We start from the raw sequence: 21,901 nt of genomic DNA, 5'->3' as shown, positions 1-21,901 counted from the left end.
CGGTCATGGACGGCAGGTGCGTATCGAAAGATGCGCACCTGCTCAAGTGAGGCAGCGGCCGTCACTCGATCTCCCGCGCAACCATCCGTCCGACTTTCAGCGCCAGATCCTGGTTTACGAGGGACTGCAGCTTGGCGCGTAGTTCCGGTCGGCTATCGGTAAACGCGCGTACATCGAGCGCCGGCCAACGCATGTAACGGCCGCGCTCGGCGAATCTGCCCTCGATCAGCGACGGCGTGCCCGTCAGTGCCAACGCCAGGCCGATGACGTGACCTGGTGCGAGCGCGCCGAGCACCTGTCCATCGCGACAGATCTGCGCTGATCCCTCGATGGCGATACTGATGCTCGCTGTGGTTTCACCCTGTTTCAGTATCACTTCACCGGGCTGCGCCGTGCGCCACTCGCCGAGCATTACGAACGCCAGAAACTCGCGTGGCCGCAACACCCGGAAGGCGAGGTCATAGAGCCGCTGCTCATCGGCGGACAGTACCACCGGCCGCCGTTCTGCGTAGATCCGCGCGATCTGATACAGATTGATGATCGCAAACACCGTGCCCCACATGACCGGAGGCCACAGGATGGTGGGTTGTGCGAGATAGTAGGGCATGACGATGAACGCCGCGGCGACCGCGAACCATCGCAGCCACAGGATGTCGCGTACGGAGTACGAGATGAGAAGCAGCACATTGGACGCGTGCGCGAAATAGTCAGCGAGCGGCAGGGACATGGCATCACCCCTCTGTGCGAGCGCCAGTATCGATTCCCACCGCCGCCGTGACGATTCGTAGTTGGGGCAGATCCGGGCGCCCGGAAGGTTCGCCGCATCCTGGAACATCGTCAGGGGCGAAACGTCTCTCTAGTTGGGGCGGACAGGTGATTCACTGACGAGGAGAGATCGATGATCAAGAAAGCGTGGGCCGTGTGGCAGGGCAGCATCAAGGAAGGTGGCGGGACGATCTCGACCGAGACGGGTGTGCTCAAGGAAGCGCCCTATGGATTCAAGTCGAGATTTGAAAATGGCAAAGGTACGAATCCTGAAGAGCTGATTGGCGCCGCGCATGCGGGATGCTTCTCGATGGCGTTGTCGCTGATGCTCGGTGAGGCGGGTCTGACTCCTGAAAGAATCGAGACTCACGCCGCCGTGACGCTCGACAAGGTTGGCGAGGGATTCGAGATCACGAAGAGTCATCTCACGGTGAAGGCGAAAATTCCCGGGGCGGATCAGGCGAAGTTCGAGTCCATCGCCAACAAGGCGAAGACGAACTGTCCGGTGTCGAAGCTGTTGAAAGCGACGATTACGATGGAGACGACGCTGGAGAGCTGATCCTCTGCGATCGTACGCCTGGGGGTCGTCGCTCAGTGCCTGCGCTTTGACACCGCATGCACCAGGGCGACGATCACACCGCCGATGATGATTCCGAGTACGGCCGAGCACACCGCAAAAGCAATCCATCCGGCGATTGCGCCAACTCCCGGAGCGTGCGCAACCCACGCCGAGAGTCGTTCGATGAGGTGCGGTACCAGTGTCAGGTCGAAGTGTTCGAGCCCGTGCACGATGATGCCGCCGCCGACCCACAGCATGGCCGCTGTGCCGACGACGCTCAGTCCTTGCAGAAGATGCGGCATCGACTTGACCAGTCCTCGTCCGAAGGTGCGGGTGACTGTCGAATCTCGTCGTGCGAGGTGCACTCCGATGTCGTCCATCTTGACGATCAGTCCGACAACGCCATACACCGCGGCCGTGATGCCGAGACTCACGATGACGAGCGCGCCTGCCTGGATGGCAAGGGGACGGTCGGCCACGGTGGCGAGCGCAATGGCCATGATCTCGCCCGACAGAATGAGGTCGGTGCGAATGGCGCCGGATACTTTCTGTGCTTCCAGCGCTGCCGAACTCAGTGCCAGTTGCGATACCTGGGGCGCTGCATCGGCTTTTCCGGCGCTTTTCGCGACCGCCTCGATGATTTTCTCGGTGGCCTCGAAACACAGATAAGCGCCGCCGAGCATCAGAATCGGTGTCACCGCCCACGACGCGAAGGCGCTCAGCAGCAGTGCACCAGGCAGGAGGAACAGAAACTTGTTACGTAACGATCCGAGCGCAATCTTCCAGACGATCGGCAGCTCGCGGTCGGGCGTGAAGCCCATGGCATAGCCGGGCGTCACGGCGGCGTCGTCGACCACGACACCGATCGCTTTCGACCCGGCCTTGCCGGCCGCCGCCGTCACATCATCCAGGGATGCGGCCGCCAGTTTGGCGATCGCCGCGACGTCATCGAGCAGTGCTGCAAGTCCGGATGCCATGCGCAAGGGTGGCGTGCGGGCGTGGGAGAAGGCAATACCTCGCTGCACAAATCGTTCTAGGTTGCCGCAGAGCGAGGAGAGTCATCGGCACACGAAGCGCCGCTTACGGACGTCAGTGGCCCCAGGGTGCCGGCGGTGTGTCGACGGGACGCGTGATATCGAAGTCGATGCGGAACTCACGTCCGGGGCGCACCAGTGCGTAGCTGAGACGTTCGCCTGGCACGATGTCTACCAGCCAGGTGTTGTCGATCGAGGGCGTCAGGCCTTCACGCTCGAACATGGCTTTCGATTCGGCGTCGGCGGGGAAGCTCAGCTTCGATGCGCTGCCAGACTCGATCGAGTCACCACCGTACATCGTGACGGCATCTGACGACCCGTCTTCGTGCCGATGATCGTGCTTGAATTGGATGGCATCCCCGACACGCGTGAACACCCAGGTTCGCGAGCGATCGTCACCGACATGGAACGGTACGTGGATCGCCGTCGATGAGCATTCGCGAGCATGCATGATCAGCGCCTGTCCTTCGAACGGATCCGGTGCGGCGCCGCCGCCTTCGTTCGAGGTGATGTGTCCCTGGAATGCCTTGCCGCAAAGTGCCGTGAGTTCATTCCAGAATTTCCGGGGAGCACCGTCTGAAGCCACGGATGGCGGGGCATCGGGTGCGCCACAGCCTGCCAGCAGCAACAGCGTCATCAGCGGCACCGCGCGAATGACAGGAATCACGGTAGCGATGGTGTTCATGGTGGATGAGACCATAGCCCCTTTCACGGCAACGCTCACGTCCGCCCTGCGTGAGTGAAGGGCGAGCGGCGGACGGCGACCGTCAACGCAATGAGTGCGATACGCCGCAGGCTGTTGGGCCCTGGCCGACCCCGCGTGGGTCAGCGCACTTCAGCGCGGGCAAACTCGAATGCGCCAGCAAAGGCGTAGGCGGTGAATCCCTCCATCACGGTGAGAAACGGCGAGTCGGGCCCCGTTGCCCAGCGCGTTCCGGAACGTCCGGACGCCGTCGATATGGTCGCCTCGAGCATGCTGGCCAGGTGCGGCGAACGCTGGGCCGCGCTCAGCGCCGACGCCCAGGCGATGGCATCGACACTCTCCACGCACTTGGAGTCGCGCGCATCGCCGGGTTGATAGTCGTGCCGTGCTACAGGTTCTGTTCGGGCGCGATGCTTTGTCGTGGGGAACCCTGCGCCCACGTACGTGGTGCCGTGTTGGTCCCATCCGAATGATACGGCCACTTGCAGCAGCAGCTCCCACGCCACGAGATCGCAGACGAAGCGATCACGGTGATCACGGTTGTCGAGGCTGCGGAACAGGCTGACGTGTACGGGCGTCGTGGCGCTGCAAGTCAGGAGCTGGGGGGCGGCTGATGCGGGCTGCCAGTCGGCCAGCGGTGATATCGATGTCACTGCATTCATGATCTCAACGCTCCTCGGCTGTGCATGAGGAGGATTCCTTGCGATAGCCGTTGTCGCAGGTCCAGTCGTTGCCTGAGTTATCCAGATGCGAGTTCGCCGGCAGGACCAGCGTCTCGCAGATCGACCCCCTGGCGCGCAGGCCACGGTCGCATCTCCAGCCATTACCCGCGGAGTCGAGATAGCCTCCCTGCGGAACTGCGACAGCGACACAAGCACCGTTGGCGGGAATGAAGCCGCGCTCGCATTTCCAGTCCCTGCCGCTGCTGCCGAGGAATGCATTCGCAGGGACTCGCACCGCTACGCAGGTGGCCTGTTCCTGCCGGTAACCGCGTTCGCATTCCCAGCCCTGACCGTAGGTGGTGTCGAGTGCGTACGCATTGGCAGGCATCGCGATCTGCAGGCATTGCTTGTCCGCTTCCCGATAGCCGCGATTGCATTTCCAGCCGTCGCGTCCATCGTCATCGATGTATGCATTGCGCGGCACGGCGATGGCAACGCAACCGGCACCAACGGCGCGGAAGCCTCGGTTGCATTTCCATGACCTGCCATAGGTGTCGAGGTAGGCATTCGCCGGCACGGGCACAGCGACGCAGGTCGTGCCGCTGCGTTCAAAGCCGCGTGCGCATTCCCAATCCCCATAGCGGCTGGCGCGCGCATTGGCCGGCAGGGTTGGTCGAGGCTGCATCGACCCTGACTTCGCGGCCATTGCCGTGTGCGTCGTGCCCATCGTGCCCAGAAGCAGCAACGCGACCGCATACGCAGCCAGTCGTCTTGTCGTGTTCAGGTAGGAATCCTTCGCTGTGACAGCGTGATGAGCGGGTCGCGCGGAGCTGTCCAGCTCAGGTCACGACGAGGATCGACAGGCTCGCGAACGCAAGGGGCCGGTTCGCAGCCGATGGGTAAAGAGAGATGGGTCCAGTGTGCGCCCTGGACCTGCGAATAGATACCTGAATCGAGGCGGGGCAGGCCGGGCCTGCATTTGCCAATGCGGTCATGAGCGATGTGGCGATCGGGAGGTTCTTTTCATCGGCGGCGAACGCTGTCGCAGCCCACACTCGGGTTCTACAATCGCATTCTGACTACCATGGGCCTCTGCAACCACTCGAGCATGGGTGGCATCCTCGCCGGGATACGAGCCAATGTCGGCTGCAAAGGCTGGCTCCTGAACATGGTCGCGCCGCTGGTGAGTCCGATACCCGAGCGCGTTCACCGCATCGCGCGCGTGGTTGAGTTTCTTGCGGACGACTGCCTGATGATCCTGCAAAGTGATGGTTGATATCGAATGACCCCTGCCACGTTGACGAAAGCACTCCTTCGAGCCGCGGAACAGCTGGACCTCTCCGCGGACCTCGCGACATTGATGCGGATGTCGCCGGGTGATCTGGTGCATCTGCAGTCCGGCGCAAGCACGCTGGATCCACAGAGCGATGAATGGAACAGGGCGTTGCAGATCATTGGTCTGTTCCGCACGCTGGTGTTGTTGGTGGGTTCCGCGGAGCACGCGCGTCACTGGCTGGTTCAGCCCAATCAGGCGTTAGCCGCCCGTCCCATCGACCTCTTGCGCTCGCAGGAAGAAGCGCGCGTCTATCGATACCTGGATGCCGTGCAGAAGCACGAACTGCGGCTGCCGGGACGACGCGATGCGGGAAGCGAGCCTGATTCCCGGGACACCTGAGTATCTGCGCGTTCCGGTATCCGGCTGCGATGGCGTGTGACTTTTCCTGAGCAGCGCATCGGACCAACCCTGTCTGTCACGCAATTGCGAGCGGCGTCGCGTCCACACTGCATCCCTGCCAGCACACTGCCGGTCCATGCTCTCGCAATCCGCAGGGTTCATGTTTCGCTCGCTGACGATTTCTCCGCTGCCCGCCTGACTTGCGTCCATCGGCCGTGTCCGTCCGTTGTGCCATGCCGTACTCCCGCGTCTGCAGACGGTGCTTTCGGCCTTGGGCGCCCTGCGTGGCATGGGTGGCACGGCGCTGCCGGCTGCGCACCCAGGTCAGACGGGTGCGGTATTTGGCCTCTACTCGGCTCCGCCGCAGCGTGGATGACAGTCGGATATCCGACACGGCAGCACTGGTTGCTGGCGTCCAATGTCGCCTACCTGATGCTTGCCCTGAAGGGGTGGATGTTCTGCGCCGGGCTGTCTGCAAGGCGCGGCTTTTTCCGTGAAAAACCTGTAACGTCGCGCCCCAGAAACAGAACTACCGTGAGAACAGATTGAGAATCCCCGATGGACTGCAGCCGTTGCTCGACGACGGCATCATCGATGAGGTCGTGCGTCAGCTCAAAAGCGGCAAGGAAGCGTCGGTCTACGTCGTGCGCTGTGGAACGGAAGTCCGCTGCGCCAAAGTGTACAAGGACATGGCGCAGCGCAGTTTCCAGCAGCGTGCGCAGTACCAGGAAGGCCGCAAGACCCGCAACAGCCGTGATTCGCGCGCAATGAACAAAAGCACGCGCTACGGCCGCAAGGAACAGGAATCGGCCTGGAAGAACACCGAAGTCGATGCGCTCTATCAGCTGGTCGCGGCCGGCGTGCGTGTGCCCCAGCCGTTCGGTTTCTTCAATGGCGTGCTGCTGATGGAGCTGGTGACCGATGCCGACGGCCAGTCGGCGCCGCGTCTGGGCGAAGTCGCCTTGTCTGCAGAGCTGGCGCTCGAGTACCACGCCGTGCTGATTTCACAGATCGTGCGCATGCTGTGCAGCGGCCTGATTCACGGCGATCTGTCGGAGTTCAACGTGCTGCTCGATCAGCACGGGCCCGTCATCATCGATCTGCCGCAGGCGGTCAACGCGGCCGCCAACAACAATGCGTTCGCCATGCTCGAGCGCGATGTCCGCAACGTCACTGAAACCCTCGGCAGATTCGCGCCGGAACTGCTGACCACGCAGTACGCTCCGGAAATGTGGGCACTGTTCGCGGCCGGGGAGTTGAAGCCCGAGACGCAGCTCACCGGCAAGTTCGTCACCGACGAAGCCGTCGCCGATGTCGACGAAGTCCTGCTCGCCATCGACGAGGCCCGTGAAGAGGCCGTCCGTCGTCAGCAAGGCCGTGAGGAAGCGCTGGCCGAAGGGAGCTGAGCGCGTTTCCAGGGCTTCCGGATCGCAGTGGCGTCAGCGAGGGAGAATCGGAGATTCTTTTCCTCGGATCCGGAATCCCACCACACACGCTAAGTAAGTGGCACCAGGCTCAAGCCGGACACAGCCAGATCGCCTGGATCACAGCCTGTATCGATCAGTGGTTACAGCTCACTACGCAGCGATGACCTCGCCCCCACGCATGCGTACACGGTGCAGCGTGATGCCAAGTTCGTCTGCGTAGCGTGGAATCACCCGCGCTTCGATTTCGGTGACCAGCGATACCGCCAGCCCCTTGGTGCCCGCACGGCCGGTGCGGCCGACGCGGTGCAGGTAGGCCTTGCTCAGGGTCGGCACATCGAAGTTGAACACGTGCGTAACTCCCTTGATGTCGAGGCCGCGGGCAGCGATGTCAGAGGCGATCAGGACACGGATGTCGCCGCTGCGAAATCCATCCATCGCGTGCTTGCGATCCTGCTTGTCGAGCGCCGCATTGAGATCGGCAGCCGCGATCTTGTGATGCGCGAGCTTCGCCGCAATCCGCTCGGACTGGTCGTTGCGATGGACGAAAACGATCGCGCGTTCCGGTTCGAGCGCGTGCAGGAGCTTGCGCAGTTCATCCAGCTTGTCGCGCTCCTCGCACACCAGGTAGATATGTTCGATGTCCTGGTTGACGGCTGCAGTCCCGGCTTCGAGCATGACGAGGTCAGGTGAAAGCGTGGCGATGACCTCGCGGCTTTCAGGCTCCAGCGTAGCCGATGCAAATATCAGCTGACGCGCAGGCGGCGCGGACTGAATGATGGCGCGCACCGCGGACACGCTCTCGTCGTTCAGCAGCCGGTCCGCCTCGTCGATCACGATGCTGCGCACGAACTTCGACTTCAGCTTGCCCTTGTCGATCAGCTCCGCGATGCGGCCGGGAGAACCGACGACGATGTGCGGCTTCTTCTTCAGCTTGTCGATCTGGCGTTCCGTCGATGTGCCGCCGATCAGGAGCAGCGAGCGCACCGGCATCGCAGCATTCACCGCCAGCTCACCGCATTGCCGATGGATCTGGATCGCCAGCTCATGCGTCGGCGCGACGATCACCGCTTGTGTTGCCGCCTGGGTCGAGTCGATACGGCAGAAGATCGGCAGCAGGTACGCCAGCGTCTTGCCCGTGCCGGTCTCGGCGTGCAGGTAGGCATCCTTTCCGGCCGTCAGGATCGGCAGTGCCGCGCTCTGGATCGGTGTCGGATCGGCAATCTGCTGTCGGGCCAGTGCTGCGATGAGGGCCGGTGGCACTTGCAGATCGGCGAATGTCATGAACACAACCTCGGAAGAATCGATGGATCGGCGGCGAGACTAACCTGTTCAGCCCGTCCTCTCATAACTGGAGCACGCATCCGCTGCCAATCCGTTGTTTCGACCGGTGCGTGGTTGGACTTTGCCAGCGCAGGTGGTCTAAGTTCGGAGCGGGCGTCGCCTGTGGACGCCACTATCCCTGCTCAATGTGGAGTCACGATGTCTCAACCGAACTGGAAACTCGAAACGATCGCGGTCCACGGTGGCTATACGCCGGATCCGACCACGCGCGCAGTCGCTGTGCCGATCTACCAGACCGTGGCCTACGCTTTCGACAACACCCAGCACGGCGCCGATCTGTTCGACCTCAAGGTCGAGGGCAATATCTACAGCCGTATCATGAATCCCACCAATGCCGTGCTCGAGCAGCGCGTAGCCGCGCTGGAAGGCGGCATCGGGGCGCTGGCGCTGTCGTCGGGGCAGGCCGCGGTCACGTATGCGTTGCTGACGATCAGCGAAGCGGGTGACAACATCGTGTCCGCCAGCACGCTCTATGGCGGCACGTACAATCTTTTCGCTCATACATTGCCGCAGTACGGCATCGAAGTGCGCTTCGCCGATTATCGCGATTCGGATGCATTCGAGTCCCTGATCGATGCCCGCACCAAGGCGATCTTCTGCGAGTCCGTCGGCAATCCCCTCGGCAACATCACCGACTTCGAGAAGCTCGCGAAGATTGCGCATGCGCATGGTATTCCGCTGATCGTCGACAATACGGTGCCGACGCCGTACCTGTGTCGTCCGTTCGAGCATGGCGCCGACATCGTCGTGCACTCGCTGACCAAGTATCTCGGTGGACACGGCACGAGCATTGGCGGTGCGATCGTCGACTCCGGGAAATTCCCGTGGGCGCAGCACAAGGAACGCTTCCGCCGCCTGAACGAGCCGGACGTGAGTTATCACGGCGTCGTGTACACCGAAGCGCTCGGTCCCGCGGCCTACATTGCGCGTGCGCGTGTCGTGCCGTTGCGCAACATGGGCGCGGCGCTGTCGCCGTTCAATGCCTTCCTGATCCTGCAGGGCATCGAAACGCTGGCGCTGCGTCTGGACCGGATCAGCGACAATGCGTTGCGGGTCGCGCAATACCTGAGCAGTCATTCGAAGGTGAGCTGGGTCCGGTACGCCGGCCTGGAGTCGCATCCCGATCATGCACTCGTGAAGAAATACCTTTCGGGCAAGGCGTCCGGCATCCTGACCTTCGGCGTAAAAAGCGGCCGCCAGGGTGGCGAGAAATTCCAGGATGCGCTCAGGCTGGTGACGCGACTCGTGAATATCGGCGACGCCAAGTCGCTGGCATGCCATCCCGCATCGACGACGCATCGCCAGCTGTCGCCGGCCGAGCTGGCCAAGGCCGGCGTGACCGAGGATACCGTTCGCTTGTCGATCGGCATCGAGCACATCGACGACATTCTCGCGGATCTCGACCAGGCACTCGCGCAGTCATAGCGCCCAGTCGATGAGTTGCCGGCACCGAACGAGCGATCAGTGCCGGCAGCTCCGCGATCCGGTCAACTACAGCCGCTGCACCGAGATATCATCAACGAACACGTCGACGCCTGCAGCCGTTCCCTCGAAGAAGATCGCGACATCGACGATGTCGCAGTCCGGGATGACGAGGTTGGCGGCGAGCCGTGTCCACGTTGCCGGCGGTACTGCGCCGTCATTCTGTAGCCAGGGATAGGTGTTGTGGCCGCTGGGTGCGGTGGCCGCCGTGCATTCCACTTTGGCCGCGAGGCGTCCCACATCGCTTGTTGCGGCGGTGTGAAGCAGCCATGCGCTTACTGCATAGGTGGTGTTGCGCTGAACAACACTCGTGAGGTTGTAGACAGCGTATTGATTGGTGTTGGGGCGATTGGTCGCGCTCAGGCTTTGCGCGCCGCTGCGTGCCTGAGTTGTGCTTGCGGCCAGCGTCGAGCCATTCCACGAATCCCACCCTGCGACGCCGGTTTCGAAGCTGCCGTCATTCACGAGATTGCTGGTGGGTGGAACGACCTTTACTTCGTCAATGAAGACGTCAGCGGTGGGAGCGCTGCCTTCGAAATAGATCGCCGCGTCCGTCACTGTGCAGCCAGCCGGAATCACCAGATTGCCGCCGAGTTGCGTCCACGTATTGGGGGCAACGGCGGCGTTGTTCTGCAGCCAGCTGTACGTGTCGGTACCCGAGCAGCTCACCTTGGATGCCAGTCGAACCGTGTCGCTCGCGGCGCCGGTATGCAGGACCCAGGCGCTGACCGCGTAAGTCGTGTTCGCCGTGACTGCGCTGGTGAGACCGTAGGCGGCAAATCCGCCCGTGCCGGTGCGACCCGTTGAACGCAGGCTCTGCGATCCGCTTTGCGCCCGCAACGTGCTGGCGCTGAGCGAACCATTGCCCCAGTTGCTCCAGCCGGCGCTGCCTGTTTCGAAGCCGCCATCGTTCACGAGGTTCACTCCCGAGTCCGGTTGCGGCTTGCCGAAGCGGATGTTGTCGAGGTTGCCGATGCCGCCAGCGCCGTTGAACCGGATGTAGACATCATGGGTGCCGGTGATCGGTGCCCATTCCTGTTCCAGTCGCTCGGAACTGTTCCATCCGGCAGTGGGTGGCAGGTCGAGCGTGAAAGCCGCGGCATTCTCCAGGCTGTCGAGATGGACGGAAATGCTGCCGGGATCGGTGTTGCCCTTGGCGTAGGTGAGCCAGAAACGATCCCAGCCCTGCTGGAAGCTCACATCCCTGAAAGCGATCCAGTCGCCGCCATCGGTGTACGCGACCACGCTGCCGAGTGCGGCGACGCCCATGCCCTCGTCGTATTCTTCCGCTTCCAGCGTCACGCCGAATTCGCCGCCGCTCCAGCCGGCAGGCACGTACTGCGGAACGGTGCAGGTGTCGCCGCCGCCGCCCATGTAGCACACGATCCAGTCGAGTGCAGGACGGGCCGTGCCGTCAGTGCGCACCAGGCCTGCGTTCGTACGCCACATCGCGCCTTCGCGGAATCCCCAGTGAGTGACGCCTGCGACGGACGGGTGGTCCCAGAACACCTTGAAGAGATCACGCATCACATTGGCCTGACGCGCGTCGTCGGCGAAATTGAGATCGAACTCGGAGATGTAGATCGGCAAGCCGGTGGTGGCGAGCGTATCGAGATTGGCGGCCACGACTGGTACATCAGCACGCTCGAGGAAATGCGCCTGTTCGCCGATGCCGTCGATGAGCTTGCGTTCCTGCAACAGCTGGACGACGGTCATGTAGTTCGTCGTGAACTGCTCCAGTATCAGTGTGTTGTATTCGTTGAGGATGAGTTTCGCTTTCGGGAAGTGCTTGCGCGCCAATTCAAACGAGGTGATCACCCAGTCATAACCGGTTTCGCCGGCGCCACCCAGTGCCTCGCGATATCCCGCAGGTGCGTTCAGTGGTTCGTTGACGACGTCGATCAATTCGATGTCGGGATAGCGTGCCGCCACCTCGCTCATCCATTCCTCGATCTCGGCCAACTGTTCTTCAGGGGGCAAGTCGGCGATCCACGCTGGTTGTTGCTGTCCCCAGATCAACGTGTGGAATTTGAATGGCAGGCCATTGTTTCTGGCGAAGTGGTAAGCGTCATCAACGCCCTGCCAGTTCATGACGTCACGGATCGCTTCGACGCTGCCCCATTTGCCGGCGTTCTCCGGAGTGACCTGGTCGAACCAGTTGAGCAGCGTCGCATAGTCTGCGGCTGCGGCCGCGGCAGTTCCGAAGAACTTGATCTGATTGACCGTGACCGTCGCCGAATCGGATTTGCTCTTGTAGCCGCGCTCGTACATGACCACGAGCTGGAACGTCAGCGTCTGCTGCACGTCTGTCGCAGGAGCCGTGAAGGTCAGCACGCCTTTCTTCGAGACCTTGAGTGTGACCTTCGGCCCCGCTGTCTGCGTCCACTTGTAGTCAACGATGTGATCGAGAATGTTGGCCTTCGCCCGCAGCGTAACGCTGGCACCTTCGCTGACGACCTGGTCCGGGCCGGCGTCGGCGATGAGTTCGGGTATCGGGCATCCAGTCAGCAGTAACGATGCCGCGAGCAACAGCGCGCAGCCAACAGGGCGGAAATTCATGACTATCCCCTTGTTTGATCTACTCCCGTCGAGCGGGTTGTGGTCGGTCTTTTGTCGCGTCCGGTGCCCCGGTGTCATCGCCGCCGGGTAATGGTAACGCTAACATCGCCACGCGGTGGTCCACAAGTACGCTCGATGATGAGTCAACAGTGCGGCGTCACCGTGTTCTGCGGCATCCGGGTGCGGCCGCCGGCTGTGTCGGGGGGAATGCCGGCGGCGACCGCTACCGCTGCCATGTCCGTCCATCGATATCGATGCGCGTCGTGCCGGGCGGTTCAGCGGCACCGATGCGAAGTTCGCGTTTCCAACGGGTTAGCCTGTTTCAGGCGCGCGAGGCTTCCTGCCGTCCGTCGCGCTGCGGCTGGCGAACGCCGAGCAGCGTGAGTAACGGGCCGGTCATCATGGTCGTGATCACCGCCATGATCACCAGCATGGTGAAGATTCGCGGCGACAGGATGCCCAGGTCGTAGCCGATATTGAGCGCGATCAACTCCATCAGCCCGCGTGTGTTCATCAGTGCGCCGAGTTGCAGGGATTCTCGCCAGTTCATTCCGGTGACGCGAGCTGCAAGGGTGCTGCCTCCCAGCTTGCCAGTCGTGGCGACGGCGATGATCCCGAAGCAGATCAGCCAATCCGGGAGGCCATCGAGCAGACCGAGTTCCGTGCGCAATCCGGTGAAGGCAAAGAAGAGCGGCAGCAGCAGTACGGAACTGAACTTTTCGAGCAACGCGGAGATCCGCCGGCGGAACTCTCCGGCATCCGGCATGATCGCACCCGCGAGGAAGGCGCCGAATAGCGCATGGATGCCGATGATTTCGGTGCACAGCGCCGCTGCGAGGACAACGCAGACGATGATGCCGAGCGTGCCGCTCGACGGCTCCTCGCGACGCAGTTGTGCACTGCCGATCCACAACGGCAGCGCCCGCCGTACGCCGAGCGTCATGACAGCAATGAACGCAAGCGCCAGCAGCAGCGTCAATCCGGAGGCGATCACGCTGGTTGCCTTCGCCACGGCCACCACGAACGCCATGATGCTCCAGGCCGTCACGTCGTCCACCGCGGCGCAGGTGATGGCCGTGCTGCCGAGTGAAGTCCGCGACATATTCCGTTCCTGGAGGATTCGCGCCAGAACGGGAAACGCAGTGATGCTCATGGAAATGCCCATGAACAAGGCGAAGCCGACGAAGCTGGCCCTGGGCCCCGCCATGCTGCTGAACAGGTAGTACGCGAGGATCACGCCGAGCAGAAACGGAAACACGATGCTGGCATGACTCACGGCCACGGCGGTCGCAGCCTTGTTGCGCACATGTTCCACGTTCAGTTCCATGCCGACCGCGAACATGAAGAGGCAGATGCCGACCTGACTCAGCAGCCGCAGCGTGCCGAGCGAATCCGCGGGAAAGACGAACGCGAAGGCATCGGGAGCCAGCAGGCCGAGCAGGGAAGGACCGAGCAGAATGCCGGCCGACATTTCCCCAACGACCGCCGGCAGACCGATGCGGACGAAGAGTTTGCCCATCAGTCGGCAGGCCGCGATGACGACCAGCAGCTGGATGAACAGATGGCTGAGCGGATGATCGAGATTGCTCCGCAGGTTCTGAAGTAACGCTCCGGCGCCGGATGTCGCATCGAGTGAAGCGACCGCTTGCTGTGTGTGGGGAGCCGCGTCTGGAGCGGGCAGGGACGCCCCCATCTGCAGCACGGCGACGATCATGGCAATCGCCAGCGCGAGAGTGCCCAGGTACAGGCCGGCTTGCTTGATGGGTCTCATTGGGATCGAAACATCCGGGAGATGGGGCGATTATTGTGAACTGCAGCCATCCTGCCGTCATCTGGCCGGGATCGTTGCCGGAGGCATTCGCCGCCGGCGCCTATTCCTTCAGCCACTGCAATGCCTCTTCCCGGGTTCCGTAGATACGGATAGAGATGCGGGGATTGTCGTTGAGCGACTGGAACATGCGCGCATAGCCGATATGCAGGGGCCGTCTCGCAATGAGCGCCGATCGCATCGGCACGGCCAGAACGAGGGCGCGACGCACGTTCGCCAGCGCTTCGATTTCGAGGAAGCCGAGGTTGAGCGTTTCGATGCTGGTGAGATCCGCGATGCGCGGGAACGACGGGTTGGCTTCTTCCAGCGTCCGCAGTTCGCGTCCCATCGCCAGTAATTCTTCGCCGCTGAGCGAACCGGAGAGTTGGATCAGCAGGTGGTCAGTCTCTTTTGATATTTCGAAAGGCATACGCTCACGGCGCAGTCCGCTGATCCCGATTCACCGCCAGTCTAGTGCGAAATCCCGATGGCGTCTGCGGTCGCGGATACGGCCTGCCTCGCGCCGCAGCGCACACAGGGGAACAAAGCACGCAAACGAGGATTGTTTCCATAGGTCTGTGACGGGAGCGTGTCATGAGCAGCGGGATTTCAAGCGCACTACGACTATTCATCTGCACGGCTGCGGCGGCTGCGAGCGTGGCAGTCGGGGCGGAAGATCCGCGCAATGTGCCTGACACCACCCCGGCGCCGCTGGGTACGGCGTCATTCGTGCCGCCCGCGAACATCGACCAGCAGCCGCTGACCCCCGAATCCTTCGTGATCCGCGCGGCCATGATCAACATGGAGGAAATCGAAATCGGTGGCCTGGCGCAGAACCGTTCGGCCACCCCGGCAGTCAAGGAGTTTGGCGCGCAGCTGGTCGCGGACCATCGGGCGGCGCTGGAGAAGCTGAAGTCCATCGCTGCGCAGGCAAAAATCGCGCTGCCGGGTGAGGTCGATCCCGAGCGGCAGGCGCTGCGCGACGAGTTATCGGCATTGGAAGGGCCGGCATTCGATGCAAAGTTCGCAACGGCCATGGTCGATGGTCACCAGCAGGCCATCAGCATGTTCAGGGCCGCATCGGGGTCCGCCACGCTGACGCCAGCCCTGCGCAGTTACGCCCAGTCGATGCTGCCGACGCTGGGGCAGCACGCACAGATGGCGAAACAGCTGCAGTCGTCGCGGTAGCGTCGGTTGCTGAGCTGACGGACCGTGAGCGCATGACAGCTCCGGGACCTGGTCATTGACCTCAATTATCTGCGTCGCTGCGTGCGGTACTCGCAGTGTCATTTCAGTCTTAGCCAATCAGTCTCACCAAAGGCAGCTCGACCCGGCGAAGCGGTTCCGGTTGAATGCGTCCCAAGGCATACGCATCGATCGATCGGAAAGCTCTCAATGTATCTGCGCCATTCGCCGGCCGTAAGGATCGGCCTTTCCATCGCCGTGGCCACGGGACTGTACGGCGTGTCTTTCGGCGCGCTCGGTGTTGCCGCCGGCCTTACCGTCTGGCAGACCATTGCGCTCAGTGCATTGATGTTCACGGGCGGATCGCAGTTCGCGTTCATCGGTGTGATCGCGGGTGGCGGCACGGGCGCGGCGGCATTCGGCGCGGCGGCGCTGCTGGGCATACGCAACGCGGTCTATGGCATGCAGATGAATCGAATGCTGCGTCTGACGGGCTGGCGCAGATTCGCCGCCGCGCAGGTCACGATCGATGAATCGACGGCAACCGCGTCAGGTCAGAGCGACCCGGCAGAACAGCGACGCGGATTCTGGACCGCCGGCCTGGGCATATTCGTGTTGTGGAATCTGTTCACCGCGCTCGGTGCGCTGCTCGGTGACGCATTGGGCGACCCACGTCGCTGGGGCCTCGACGGGGCTGCGGTCGCGGCCTTTCTCGGGTTGTTGTGGCCGCGTCTGCGTGCACGCGAGCCGGTGGCGCTGGCTGTCGTTTGTGCAGTTGCAACCGTGTTGGCCGTGCCCTTCGTTCCGCCGGGCGTGCCAATCATCCTCGCTGCGGCGGTGTCGGCCATCTGGGGCTGGTTCAGTCGCGGCCCGGCAGACGAAGGGCTCGAGCCCGACGTCGAACCTCGCGTTTACGACGCGACATCCACGGCGAATCGGTCCGATGCACAGACTCCACCGCAGGGGCGATCCTGATGTCCTTGTGGGGATGGATTCTGTTGGCGAGCGCTGTGGCCTATGTGATCAAGCTCGCGGGTCATCTGGTTCCGGCGCACTTGCTGGAAGACGATCACATGACCCGCGTTGCCGGAACGTTGACCATCGGCCTGCTCGCTTCGCTCACCGCGATGAATGCGTTCAGTGCAGGTCAGGCGCTGGCTCTGGATGCGCGTGCCGGCGCCCTGGTTGCCGCCGGCATCGCGCTCTGGTTGCGGGTGCCGTTTCTCGGTGTGGTGATCGTCGGCGCGGTGACGGCGGCGTTGCTCAGGATGGTATGAGCGCTTCGCGTCGGCTGCCGCTCACGGAGACGCGAAAACGAGCCGCACGGAATTTCGCTTACACCAGTTCCGGGCGTTGGTAACGATGTTTTCCCACTCGGTGTCCGTCCAGGCCGGGTCGCTGCCCTTGCGCATCCGCGAGAGCACCAGCGCCTGCACGTCTTCGGCGATTTTCAGCCGCTTGAATATGTGGGCCTCGACGAGATCGTTGGCATCGTTGGTGTCGGGCAGGACCAGGTTTCTGTAACAGCTGTCCCAGAGCGCCTGCATCATGCTCGGCGCTGCGTGTTCCATCAGTGCGCCAATGGTGTTGAATCCCGCCTGGCTCGCCGTGCCGCTGCGTGACGCAAGGAAGAACGTATCCTCCGGATAATAGAAGGCGTTGGTCTTGAGGGCTGGGGTCAGTATGAGATGACTGAAGCCGTAGTACGTGCACGATCCGTGCAGCCGACCGCCGTAGTTGAGCGCCGCAAAAACCTGCTTCGCCTCCGGATTGAAATCCTTGTTCTTCGTCTGATAGCCCGAAGCGCTGTCGCCCGTGATCTTCTTTGCGTTCTTCGGGTCCGCCAGCGTGGACTTCGTCTCGGCCAGTTTCTTCATCGAAACGCCTGAGGCATTCAATGCTTTATGCAGGCGTTTGCGCTGGCTGAACGGGTGCGCATTGGCCCACTCATCCGGGATCGTCACCAGATCATCGGCCATCATGCGTGGGACCGCGGGATTCTTCGGGTCATTGTCGGTGAGCACCATTTTTCCGCCGGGGCGGACGGCGCGCTCGTACATCTGAGTGTAGGTGTCGTACTTGTTGTCGGCGCGAAACCAGTTACCCGCCTCGACATTGATCGTCAGATCCCGCGACTGCAGCGCCCGATGAATCTTCAGATAGACCTCATGCCAGTCGCCCTGCACCGAGTTCCTCGCCATCACGGCTTCGACCTTTTTGCGAACCCGCTCGGTCTTGGCGGGATCGTTCGCATAGAGCGCGCGCTGGCGCTTCTCCACGTACTCTTTCTGCAGGCTCTTGGTGGTCGGGTTGATTTTCGAGAGAAAGGAAGACATCGGGCAATTCCTTATTCTTGTTAGTGCTCCGAGAGATCGTTCCCGACGGTGCCACCGTGATTGGCAGTGACACCGCGGCAACGGCCCGCAGGACCCGCCTTTGATTATGTGACGTGGCGGTGCCCTGGTCGACCTCGAGCATACTCGATCTCATTTGCCGTTCCGTATCCTTTGACGCACCTCATCCGTCTATACGGCGTCCCTTCCAGAGGCTGACCATGAAAGAACTGTCCGACGCCGTGCAGACTGCCTGGCACCGATTCCTCGATGTCTATGAGCCGCTGCGGCCCGATCTTTATCGCTATTGCCGCTACCTCACGCGCAGTCCCTGGGATGCCGAGGATCTGGCGCAGGACACGCTCGCGCGCGGCTTCGTTACGCTGGGTTGTCTGTTCAAGGACGTGCCGTCCAATCCCAGGGCATGGCTGTTCCGCGTCGCGTCGAACTTGTGGATCGATCGCGCACGACGTTCGCGTGAAGTCGTCGGCCACTTCCCCGACGGCCATGTTCCCGATGTCGCATCCGAGCCGTTGCCGCAGGTTGATCCCGAAGCGCTGGGAGCGCTCCTGGTCAAACTGTCGCCGCAGGAGCGTGCGGCAGTGGTCCTCAAGGATGTGTTCGATTTCACCCTGGAAGAAATTTCCGAGTCCCTGTCGACCAGCGTTGGCGCAGTCAAGTCCGCGTTGAGCCGGGGACGGAGCAAACTCTCGGAGCCACTGCGCGATGGTGCAGAAATCCGGCTTCCGGTGCCCGCCGTGCTGAATGCCTTTTGTGACGCATTCAATGCCCGCGATCTGGATCGCATGACGGCGCTGTTGCTCGACACTGCGGAAGTGGAGATGGTCGGCCTGGTGACGGAGTACGGGCCGGCAACCGCACGCGATGCCGCGACGGGTTCATTCCACGGCATGTTGTACAGCGATCTGAGCTCCGAGGATCCGCGCGGTGGCGTTGATCGCCCACTGCGTCACGGCGTGATCGGCACGCCGCCGAGAAGCGAAGTTCGTGACTATCGCGGCGAGCCCATCGTATTGTTCTGGTATCAGCACTCGGGCGGCGAAGCCGTGCGTGCCGTGGCCCGGATGACAGCCGAGGCAGATCGCCTCGCCCGGGTGCGCAACTACTTCTTCAACCCCGATGTGATCGCCGACATCTGTCGCGAACTCGACGTGCCGTATCACGTCAACGGCTATCGTTACTGGAGCGCGGCATGAGAAAGATCATTCTGTCGATGATGGTCTCGCTGGACATGCAGATCGCGCGGGCCGATGGCAATCTGGATTGGTTCCGGTCCGACGCCGGGTTCGAAACAGAGATGCTGCGCCTGTTGCGCCGCGTGGACGGCATGATGTTCGGCCGCGTGTCCTACGAAATGCTCGCTCAGTACTGGCCCACCGCTGGCGCGAGCGATGCGACGGTATCTGGCGGATTCAGTAACACGGAGGTCGAAAAAGAGTTCGCACTGCTGATGAACACAGTGCCGAAGAGGGTTTACTCACGGACGCTCAAAAGCGCGGCATGGGGCCCCGTCACGATCATCGATGAAGTCGACGCCGATGAAATCGACAAACTTCGACGACAGCCGGGCAGGGATCTGGTGCTGTTCGCCGGTGCGAGCCTTGCTTCCGAGTTCATGCGCCACGATCTGATCGACGAGTACCGGCTGATGGTTCATCCGGTGGTGCTGGGCAATGGCATTCCCTTGTTTCAGGAGCTCACCGCGGAACGTCCGCTCGAGCTGCAACGATCAACGGCACTGCCCTGCGGCGTCGTGTTGCTCGAGTACGAGCGCAATCGCTAGCGGTCTGCCGCAACGCGCTTTTCTGTGTGGTCCGACTTTCCCGCGGGAAAGCCGGACCCACAGACAACCACTCATACTGTCACTCACGCAGGTCCGTGCAACCTTGTAGCCAGGTGTCGCGTCAAACACGCTCTCTACTTGCAGTCGAGGCGACCAGTGATGCGAATCATCGTGCTGTTACTTGCCATGGGTATGGCGTCGTTCGCCGCTGCAGAAGGGTCGTGCTATTCAGGCGCGTATGAACTGTCCGATGGTTCGAAGCTCGTCATCCAGCCGAGCGACGACGACAATCTGCGCTATCGATTTCCGGACGGAGTGTCAGGCAAGCTCTTTCCGGTCGCCGATGGATACGAGTCCGGCGACGGGTGGTCGGGCCGCGAGCCCGTCACCTTGCGCGTTTCCTTCGGCCCCTGCGGCGCAGGCGCCATCCGGTTTCAGCGGCAGACGGGTCCGTTACTGACAGGTCGCAAGCTGGCGCTGCCCACCACGGCGATTTCATTTCAGAGCGACAACGCTACGCTTTACGGCGAATTGGTCCTGCCGCTGCAGCGACCGCCGCGCGCGGTGGTCGTATTGCAGTACGGCAGTGGGCCCGATTCTGCGGTGACCGATAACTTTCTCCAGTACTTGCTGCCGTTGAAGGACATCGCCGTCTTCGTCTTCGACAAGCGCGGCACGGGTCGCTCGACCGGCGAGTTCAGCGCGCACATCGGCAGGCTTGCAGAAGATTTCGCGGCAGCTGTTCGCGCAGTGCGCGGGCATGCCGCCGTGAAAGATGTCCCGCTCGGCGCGATGGGCGAGAGCCAGGGCGGATGGGTGGTGCCGCTCGCTGCCACCCTGGTGCCGGTTGATTTCGTCGTGGTGAGCTATGGACTGGCGGTCAGCATGGCAGAGGAAGATCGACTGGAAGTCGCGCAGGCGCTGCGGGCGAAGGGACATGGTGCCGACGTGCTTGCGAAAGGCGAGGAGATTCACCTGGCCACGACGCGAGTCATGGTTTCGCGATTCAGCGCAGGACTGGATGAACTGAAGCGCCTCAAGGCCGCCTATCGCAACAGTCCATGGTTCGCGGACCTGGGCGGTGACTACACGGCGCCGCTGATGTCGACACCCGACGAGCAGCTGCCGCAACTGCAGAAGGTTTTCAACTTTCCTTACGATCTTGAATACGATTCGTTGCCGGCGATCCGCAGCATCGCCGTCCCGCAGCTGTGGGTACTGGCCGGTGAAGACACCGAAGCGCCGCACGAGTCGACGCTCGCACGACTGCAGCAACTCCAGGGCATGGGTGTGAATATCGAGGTCAAGGTCTTTCCTCGAGCGGACCACGGGATGATCGTTGTCGAGCAGGGCCCGCAGGGCCAGCGGCTCGCCGGGCGTACGGCCCCGGGCTATTTCGAGTTGCTGGGCGATTGGATCCTGGCGCGCGCGGCGAAGGTGTCGCAGACCGCTCGCGGCGCACAGTGTCCGGATTGTCCGGCTGTGACTGACAACGAATCCCACGGGAAAGGCGCACCCACAAGGAAATGAAGAAACCAGCGCCCGGCTTGGTCTACCCATGGTCCTCGAGCAGCAGCGCCATGAGGCATTCGTCCGTGTAGTGCGCATCCGTCGCGCGCTTGTAGGCCTTACGCAGAATGCCTTCATGCTTGAAGCCCAGCTTTTCGTAGAACGCAATCGCACGCGGGTTGTCGCGCTCCGCTGTCAGCTCGATGCGACTGACGCCGCGGGCCTTCAGCGTGGCGATGACGTTCTGCATCAGGAGTCGTGCAATGCCCTTGCCGCGGCTATCGGGTCGCACGGCCAGCGGACCGACGAGCGCGGAGTGGTGCGAGCGACCCTCGTGGCGGATGGCCTTGCAGAACCCCAGCACCTGGCCGTCCGCTTCGCAGACATCGAAAATTTCGCTCGCCAGCAACTGGCGAAAGATCGGTTCGAATTGCGCCAGTGGCATCGGGTCGTACCCCAGGTAGGGCACGACCTCTTCATGCATGTAGATCGAGTAGACCTGCTGAAGATCATCCGCCGTGGCGCGTCTGATATTCATGGGCTGCCCGTCACGCCTTCTTCACGAACTCCGATTTCAGTTTCATCGCGCCGATGCCGTCGATCTTGCAGTCGATGTCGTGGTCGCCGTCGACCAGGCGGATGTTCTTGACCTTGGCGCCCATCTTCACCACCAGCGAGGTGCCTTTTACTTTCAGGTCCTTGATCACCGTGACGGCATCGCCGTCCTGCAGTTCATTGCCGACGGCATCGCGAATCACGCGCTTTTCTTCGGTGGCCGTCTCAGCGGCTGCGGTCGTCCATTCGTGCGCGCACTCGGGGCAGATGAACATGCCGTGATCTTCGTAGGTGAACTCTGAATTGCATTGGGGGCACTTGGGCAGGTCGGTCATCGTGGTCATCCGTTCATTGAAATCATCCAGCGGCGAGAGCATGACAGGATGGCCACGGTCCAGTCGACCTCGCCGGGAGGGGGCGGGCAGCATGTGCGGAAATCGAGGAGCCGATCGTCACGTCGCGGTGGGCGTTCTGAAGAACGGCAGGTGAGCGCGCAGATCT

23 protein-coding genes are annotated in these 21,901 nt (G+C 62.3%); 11 read left to right on the top strand and 12 right to left on the bottom strand.

All coding sequences use genetic code 11. The annotated features are described in order from the left end of the window. Positions 1 to 61: 61 nt before the first annotated feature. Positions 62 to 727: a cyclic nucleotide-binding domain-containing protein gene (locus VIZ63_RS14135; RefSeq protein WP_331610304.1), complete on the bottom strand. Its 666-nt coding sequence runs from the start codon at positions 725 to 727 to the stop codon at positions 62 to 64. A 171-nt stretch (positions 728 to 898) separates the two neighbouring features. Here VIZ63_RS14135 and VIZ63_RS14130 point away from each other — a divergent pair, with 171 nt between their 5' ends. Continuing rightward, positions 899 to 1,324 carry an OsmC family protein gene (locus VIZ63_RS14130; protein ID WP_331610303.1) on the top strand — a complete coding sequence of 142 codons (426 nt, stop codon included), beginning with the start codon at positions 899 to 901 and terminating at the stop codon, positions 1,322 to 1,324. 32 nt (positions 1,325 to 1,356) lie between these two features. Here VIZ63_RS14130 and VIZ63_RS14125 read toward each other — a convergent pair whose 3' ends face one another. The 4 genes from VIZ63_RS14125 to VIZ63_RS14110 all read right to left on the bottom strand — a co-directional run bounded on the left by VIZ63_RS14125 (position 1,357) and on the right by VIZ63_RS14110 (position 4,408). Then, complete coding sequence (locus tag VIZ63_RS14125) at positions 1,357 to 2,301, bottom strand: DUF808 domain-containing protein (protein WP_331610302.1); 945 nt, start codon at positions 2,299 to 2,301, stop codon at positions 1,357 to 1,359. A gap of 112 nt (positions 2,302 to 2,413) precedes the next feature. After that, positions 2,414 to 3,043: a hypothetical protein gene (locus tag VIZ63_RS14120; protein ID WP_331610301.1), complete on the bottom strand. Its 630-nt coding sequence runs from the start codon at positions 3,041 to 3,043 to the stop codon at positions 2,414 to 2,416. 140 nt (positions 3,044 to 3,183) lie between these two features. Then, positions 3,184 to 3,723, bottom strand: a complete 540-nt coding sequence (locus VIZ63_RS14115) for a hypothetical protein (protein ID WP_331610300.1) — start codon at positions 3,721 to 3,723, stop codon at positions 3,184 to 3,186. 4 nt (positions 3,724 to 3,727) lie between these two features. Beyond that, positions 3,728 to 4,408 (bottom strand): hypothetical protein, encoded by a 681-nt coding sequence (locus VIZ63_RS14110; RefSeq protein ID WP_331610299.1) that lies wholly within the window; start codon positions 4,406 to 4,408, stop codon positions 3,728 to 3,730. Positions 4,409 to 4,831: 423 nt separating this feature from the next. Between VIZ63_RS14110 and VIZ63_RS14105 the strand changes: the two genes are divergently transcribed. The 3 genes from VIZ63_RS14105 (at position 4,832) to VIZ63_RS14095 (ending at position 6,804) form a co-directional block, all read left to right on the top strand. Next, positions 4,832 to 4,999, top strand: coding sequence for a hypothetical protein (locus tag VIZ63_RS14105; protein ID WP_331610298.1), 168 nt, complete (start codon positions 4,832 to 4,834; stop codon positions 4,997 to 4,999). Between the two features lie 6 nt (positions 5,000 to 5,005). Next, positions 5,006 to 5,398, top strand: a complete 393-nt coding sequence (locus tag VIZ63_RS14100) for an MbcA/ParS/Xre antitoxin family protein (protein ID WP_331610297.1) — start codon at positions 5,006 to 5,008, stop codon at positions 5,396 to 5,398. A gap of 545 nt (positions 5,399 to 5,943) precedes the next feature. Further along, the gene (locus VIZ63_RS14095; RefSeq protein ID WP_331610296.1) at positions 5,944 to 6,804 is read left to right on the top strand and encodes a PA4780 family RIO1-like protein kinase; all 861 of its coding nucleotides are present in this window, start codon (positions 5,944 to 5,946) and stop codon (positions 6,802 to 6,804) included. A 171-nt stretch (positions 6,805 to 6,975) separates the two neighbouring features. Here the strand turns inward: VIZ63_RS14095 and VIZ63_RS14090 are convergent, their stop codons facing one another. Continuing rightward, complete coding sequence (locus VIZ63_RS14090; protein WP_331610295.1) at positions 6,976 to 8,106, bottom strand: DEAD/DEAH box helicase; 1,131 nt, start codon at positions 8,104 to 8,106, stop codon at positions 6,976 to 6,978. A gap of 198 nt (positions 8,107 to 8,304) precedes the next feature. On the opposite strand from VIZ63_RS14090, the gene VIZ63_RS14085 reads away from it, so the two are divergent. Beyond that, positions 8,305 to 9,591: an O-acetylhomoserine aminocarboxypropyltransferase/cysteine synthase family protein gene (locus VIZ63_RS14085; RefSeq protein WP_331610294.1), complete on the top strand. Its 1,287-nt coding sequence runs from the start codon at positions 8,305 to 8,307 to the stop codon at positions 9,589 to 9,591. Positions 9,592 to 9,657: 66 nt separating this feature from the next. Here the strand turns inward: VIZ63_RS14085 and VIZ63_RS14080 are convergent, their stop codons facing one another. The 3 genes from VIZ63_RS14080 to VIZ63_RS14070 form a co-directional block, all read right to left on the bottom strand. Continuing rightward, positions 9,658 to 12,207, bottom strand: coding sequence for an endo-1,4-beta-xylanase (locus VIZ63_RS14080; RefSeq protein WP_331610293.1), 2,550 nt, complete (start codon positions 12,205 to 12,207; stop codon positions 9,658 to 9,660). A 322-nt stretch (positions 12,208 to 12,529) separates the two neighbouring features. Then, entirely contained in the window at positions 12,530 to 13,978 is a 1,449-nt protein-coding gene (locus VIZ63_RS14075; RefSeq protein ID WP_331610292.1) for a cation:proton antiporter, read from the bottom strand. A 100-nt stretch (positions 13,979 to 14,078) separates the two neighbouring features. After that, positions 14,079 to 14,444 (bottom strand): hypothetical protein, encoded by a 366-nt coding sequence (locus VIZ63_RS14070; protein ID WP_331610291.1) that lies wholly within the window; start codon positions 14,442 to 14,444, stop codon positions 14,079 to 14,081. A 164-nt stretch (positions 14,445 to 14,608) separates the two neighbouring features. Between VIZ63_RS14070 and VIZ63_RS14065 the strand changes: the two genes are divergently transcribed. The 3 genes from VIZ63_RS14065 (at position 14,609) to VIZ63_RS14055 (ending at position 16,476) form a co-directional block, all read left to right on the top strand. Continuing rightward, positions 14,609 to 15,202, top strand: coding sequence for a DUF4142 domain-containing protein (locus VIZ63_RS14065; protein WP_331610290.1), 594 nt, complete (start codon positions 14,609 to 14,611; stop codon positions 15,200 to 15,202). Positions 15,203 to 15,409: 207 nt separating this feature from the next. Further along, on the top strand, positions 15,410 to 16,174 hold the full coding sequence (locus tag VIZ63_RS14060; RefSeq protein ID WP_331610289.1) for an AzlC family ABC transporter permease: 765 nt from the start codon (positions 15,410 to 15,412) through the stop codon (positions 16,172 to 16,174). Further along, entirely contained in the window at positions 16,174 to 16,476 is a 303-nt protein-coding gene (locus VIZ63_RS14055) for an AzlD domain-containing protein (protein WP_331610288.1), read from the top strand. Before VIZ63_RS14060 ends, VIZ63_RS14055 begins: the two co-directional genes overlap by 1 nt. A 21-nt stretch (positions 16,477 to 16,497) precedes the next feature. Here VIZ63_RS14055 and VIZ63_RS14050 read toward each other — a convergent pair whose 3' ends face one another. Then, positions 16,498 to 17,535 (bottom strand): hypothetical protein, encoded by a 1,038-nt coding sequence (locus tag VIZ63_RS14050; RefSeq protein WP_331610287.1) that lies wholly within the window; start codon positions 17,533 to 17,535, stop codon positions 16,498 to 16,500. Between the two features lie 218 nt (positions 17,536 to 17,753). Here VIZ63_RS14050 and VIZ63_RS14045 point away from each other — a divergent pair, with 218 nt between their 5' ends. From VIZ63_RS14045 to VIZ63_RS14035, 3 genes are all read left to right on the top strand, one after another. Continuing rightward, positions 17,754 to 18,749, top strand: a complete 996-nt coding sequence (locus tag VIZ63_RS14045; protein WP_331610286.1) for an RNA polymerase sigma factor — start codon at positions 17,754 to 17,756, stop codon at positions 18,747 to 18,749. Further along, positions 18,746 to 19,336 (top strand): dihydrofolate reductase family protein, encoded by a 591-nt coding sequence (locus VIZ63_RS14040; RefSeq protein WP_331610285.1) that lies wholly within the window; start codon positions 18,746 to 18,748, stop codon positions 19,334 to 19,336. Before VIZ63_RS14045 ends, VIZ63_RS14040 begins: the two co-directional genes overlap by 4 nt. 159 nt (positions 19,337 to 19,495) lie before the next feature. Further along, the gene (locus tag VIZ63_RS14035; RefSeq protein WP_331610284.1) at positions 19,496 to 20,866 is read left to right on the top strand and encodes an alpha/beta hydrolase; all 1,371 of its coding nucleotides are present in this window, start codon (positions 19,496 to 19,498) and stop codon (positions 20,864 to 20,866) included. Positions 20,867 to 20,888: 22 nt separating this feature from the next. On the opposite strand, the gene VIZ63_RS14030 is transcribed toward VIZ63_RS14035, so the two are convergent. Both VIZ63_RS14030 and VIZ63_RS14025 read right to left on the bottom strand, forming a co-directional pair. Then, entirely contained in the window at positions 20,889 to 21,383 is a 495-nt protein-coding gene (locus tag VIZ63_RS14030; protein WP_331610283.1) for a GNAT family N-acetyltransferase, read from the bottom strand. A gap of 10 nt (positions 21,384 to 21,393) precedes the next feature. Continuing rightward, on the bottom strand, positions 21,394 to 21,735 hold the full coding sequence (locus tag VIZ63_RS14025; protein ID WP_331610282.1) for a zinc ribbon domain-containing protein YjdM: 342 nt from the start codon (positions 21,733 to 21,735) through the stop codon (positions 21,394 to 21,396). Positions 21,736 to 21,901 lie beyond the last annotated feature (166 nt).

Origin of the sequence: Povalibacter sp. (assembly GCF_036520495.1) — a bacterium.
Classification (GTDB): Bacteria; Pseudomonadota; Gammaproteobacteria; order Steroidobacterales; family Steroidobacteraceae; genus Steroidobacter.
The sequence above is the reverse complement of the archived record's forward strand: the minus strand, read 5'-3'. Positions and strand labels throughout refer to the sequence as shown.

What these genes read in the sequence shown, in the direction of transcription:
- VIZ63_RS14135 (WP_331610304.1), bottom strand. Translation starts at nt 727, where the DNA reads ATGTCCCTGCCGCTCGCTGACTATTTCGCGCACGCGTCCAATGTGCTG.
- VIZ63_RS14130 (WP_331610303.1), top strand. Translation starts at nt 899, where the DNA reads ATGATCAAGAAAGCGTGGGCCGTGTGGCAGGGCAGCATCAAGGAAGGT.
- VIZ63_RS14125 (WP_331610302.1), bottom strand. Translation starts at nt 2,301, where the DNA reads ATGGCATCCGGACTTGCAGCACTGCTCGATGACGTCGCGGCGATCGCC.
- VIZ63_RS14120 (WP_331610301.1), bottom strand. Translation starts at nt 3,043, where the DNA reads ATGAACACCATCGCTACCGTGATTCCTGTCATTCGCGCGGTGCCGCTG.
- VIZ63_RS14115 (WP_331610300.1), bottom strand. Translation starts at nt 3,723, where the DNA reads ATGAATGCAGTGACATCGATATCACCGCTGGCCGACTGGCAGCCCGCA.
- VIZ63_RS14110 (WP_331610299.1), bottom strand. Translation starts at nt 4,408, where the DNA reads ATGCAGCCTCGACCAACCCTGCCGGCCAATGCGCGCGCCAGCCGCTAT.
- VIZ63_RS14105 (WP_331610298.1), top strand. Translation starts at nt 4,832, where the DNA reads ATGGGTGGCATCCTCGCCGGGATACGAGCCAATGTCGGCTGCAAAGGC.
- VIZ63_RS14100 (WP_331610297.1), top strand. Translation starts at nt 5,006, where the DNA reads ATGACCCCTGCCACGTTGACGAAAGCACTCCTTCGAGCCGCGGAACAG.
- VIZ63_RS14090 (WP_331610295.1), bottom strand. Translation starts at nt 8,106, where the DNA reads ATGACATTCGCCGATCTGCAAGTGCCACCGGCCCTCATCGCAGCACTG.
- VIZ63_RS14085 (WP_331610294.1), top strand. Translation starts at nt 8,305, where the DNA reads ATGTCTCAACCGAACTGGAAACTCGAAACGATCGCGGTCCACGGTGGC.
- VIZ63_RS14080 (WP_331610293.1), bottom strand. Translation starts at nt 12,207, where the DNA reads ATGAATTTCCGCCCTGTTGGCTGCGCGCTGTTGCTCGCGGCATCGTTA.
- VIZ63_RS14075 (WP_331610292.1), bottom strand. Translation starts at nt 13,978, where the DNA reads ATGAGACCCATCAAGCAAGCCGGCCTGTACCTGGGCACTCTCGCGCTG.
- VIZ63_RS14070 (WP_331610291.1), bottom strand. Translation starts at nt 14,444, where the DNA reads ATGCCTTTCGAAATATCAAAAGAGACTGACCACCTGCTGATCCAACTC.
- VIZ63_RS14065 (WP_331610290.1), top strand. Translation starts at nt 14,609, where the DNA reads ATGAGCAGCGGGATTTCAAGCGCACTACGACTATTCATCTGCACGGCT.
- VIZ63_RS14060 (WP_331610289.1), top strand. Translation starts at nt 15,410, where the DNA reads ATGTATCTGCGCCATTCGCCGGCCGTAAGGATCGGCCTTTCCATCGCC.
- VIZ63_RS14055 (WP_331610288.1), top strand. Translation starts at nt 16,174, where the DNA reads ATGTCCTTGTGGGGATGGATTCTGTTGGCGAGCGCTGTGGCCTATGTG.
- VIZ63_RS14050 (WP_331610287.1), bottom strand. Translation starts at nt 17,535, where the DNA reads ATGTCTTCCTTTCTCTCGAAAATCAACCCGACCACCAAGAGCCTGCAG.
- VIZ63_RS14045 (WP_331610286.1), top strand. Translation starts at nt 17,754, where the DNA reads ATGAAAGAACTGTCCGACGCCGTGCAGACTGCCTGGCACCGATTCCTC.
- VIZ63_RS14040 (WP_331610285.1), top strand. Translation starts at nt 18,746, where the DNA reads ATGAGAAAGATCATTCTGTCGATGATGGTCTCGCTGGACATGCAGATC.
- VIZ63_RS14035 (WP_331610284.1), top strand. Translation starts at nt 19,496, where the DNA reads ATGCGAATCATCGTGCTGTTACTTGCCATGGGTATGGCGTCGTTCGCC.
- VIZ63_RS14030 (WP_331610283.1), bottom strand. Translation starts at nt 21,383, where the DNA reads ATGAATATCAGACGCGCCACGGCGGATGATCTTCAGCAGGTCTACTCG.
- VIZ63_RS14025 (WP_331610282.1), bottom strand. Translation starts at nt 21,735, where the DNA reads ATGACCGACCTGCCCAAGTGCCCCCAATGCAATTCAGAGTTCACCTAC.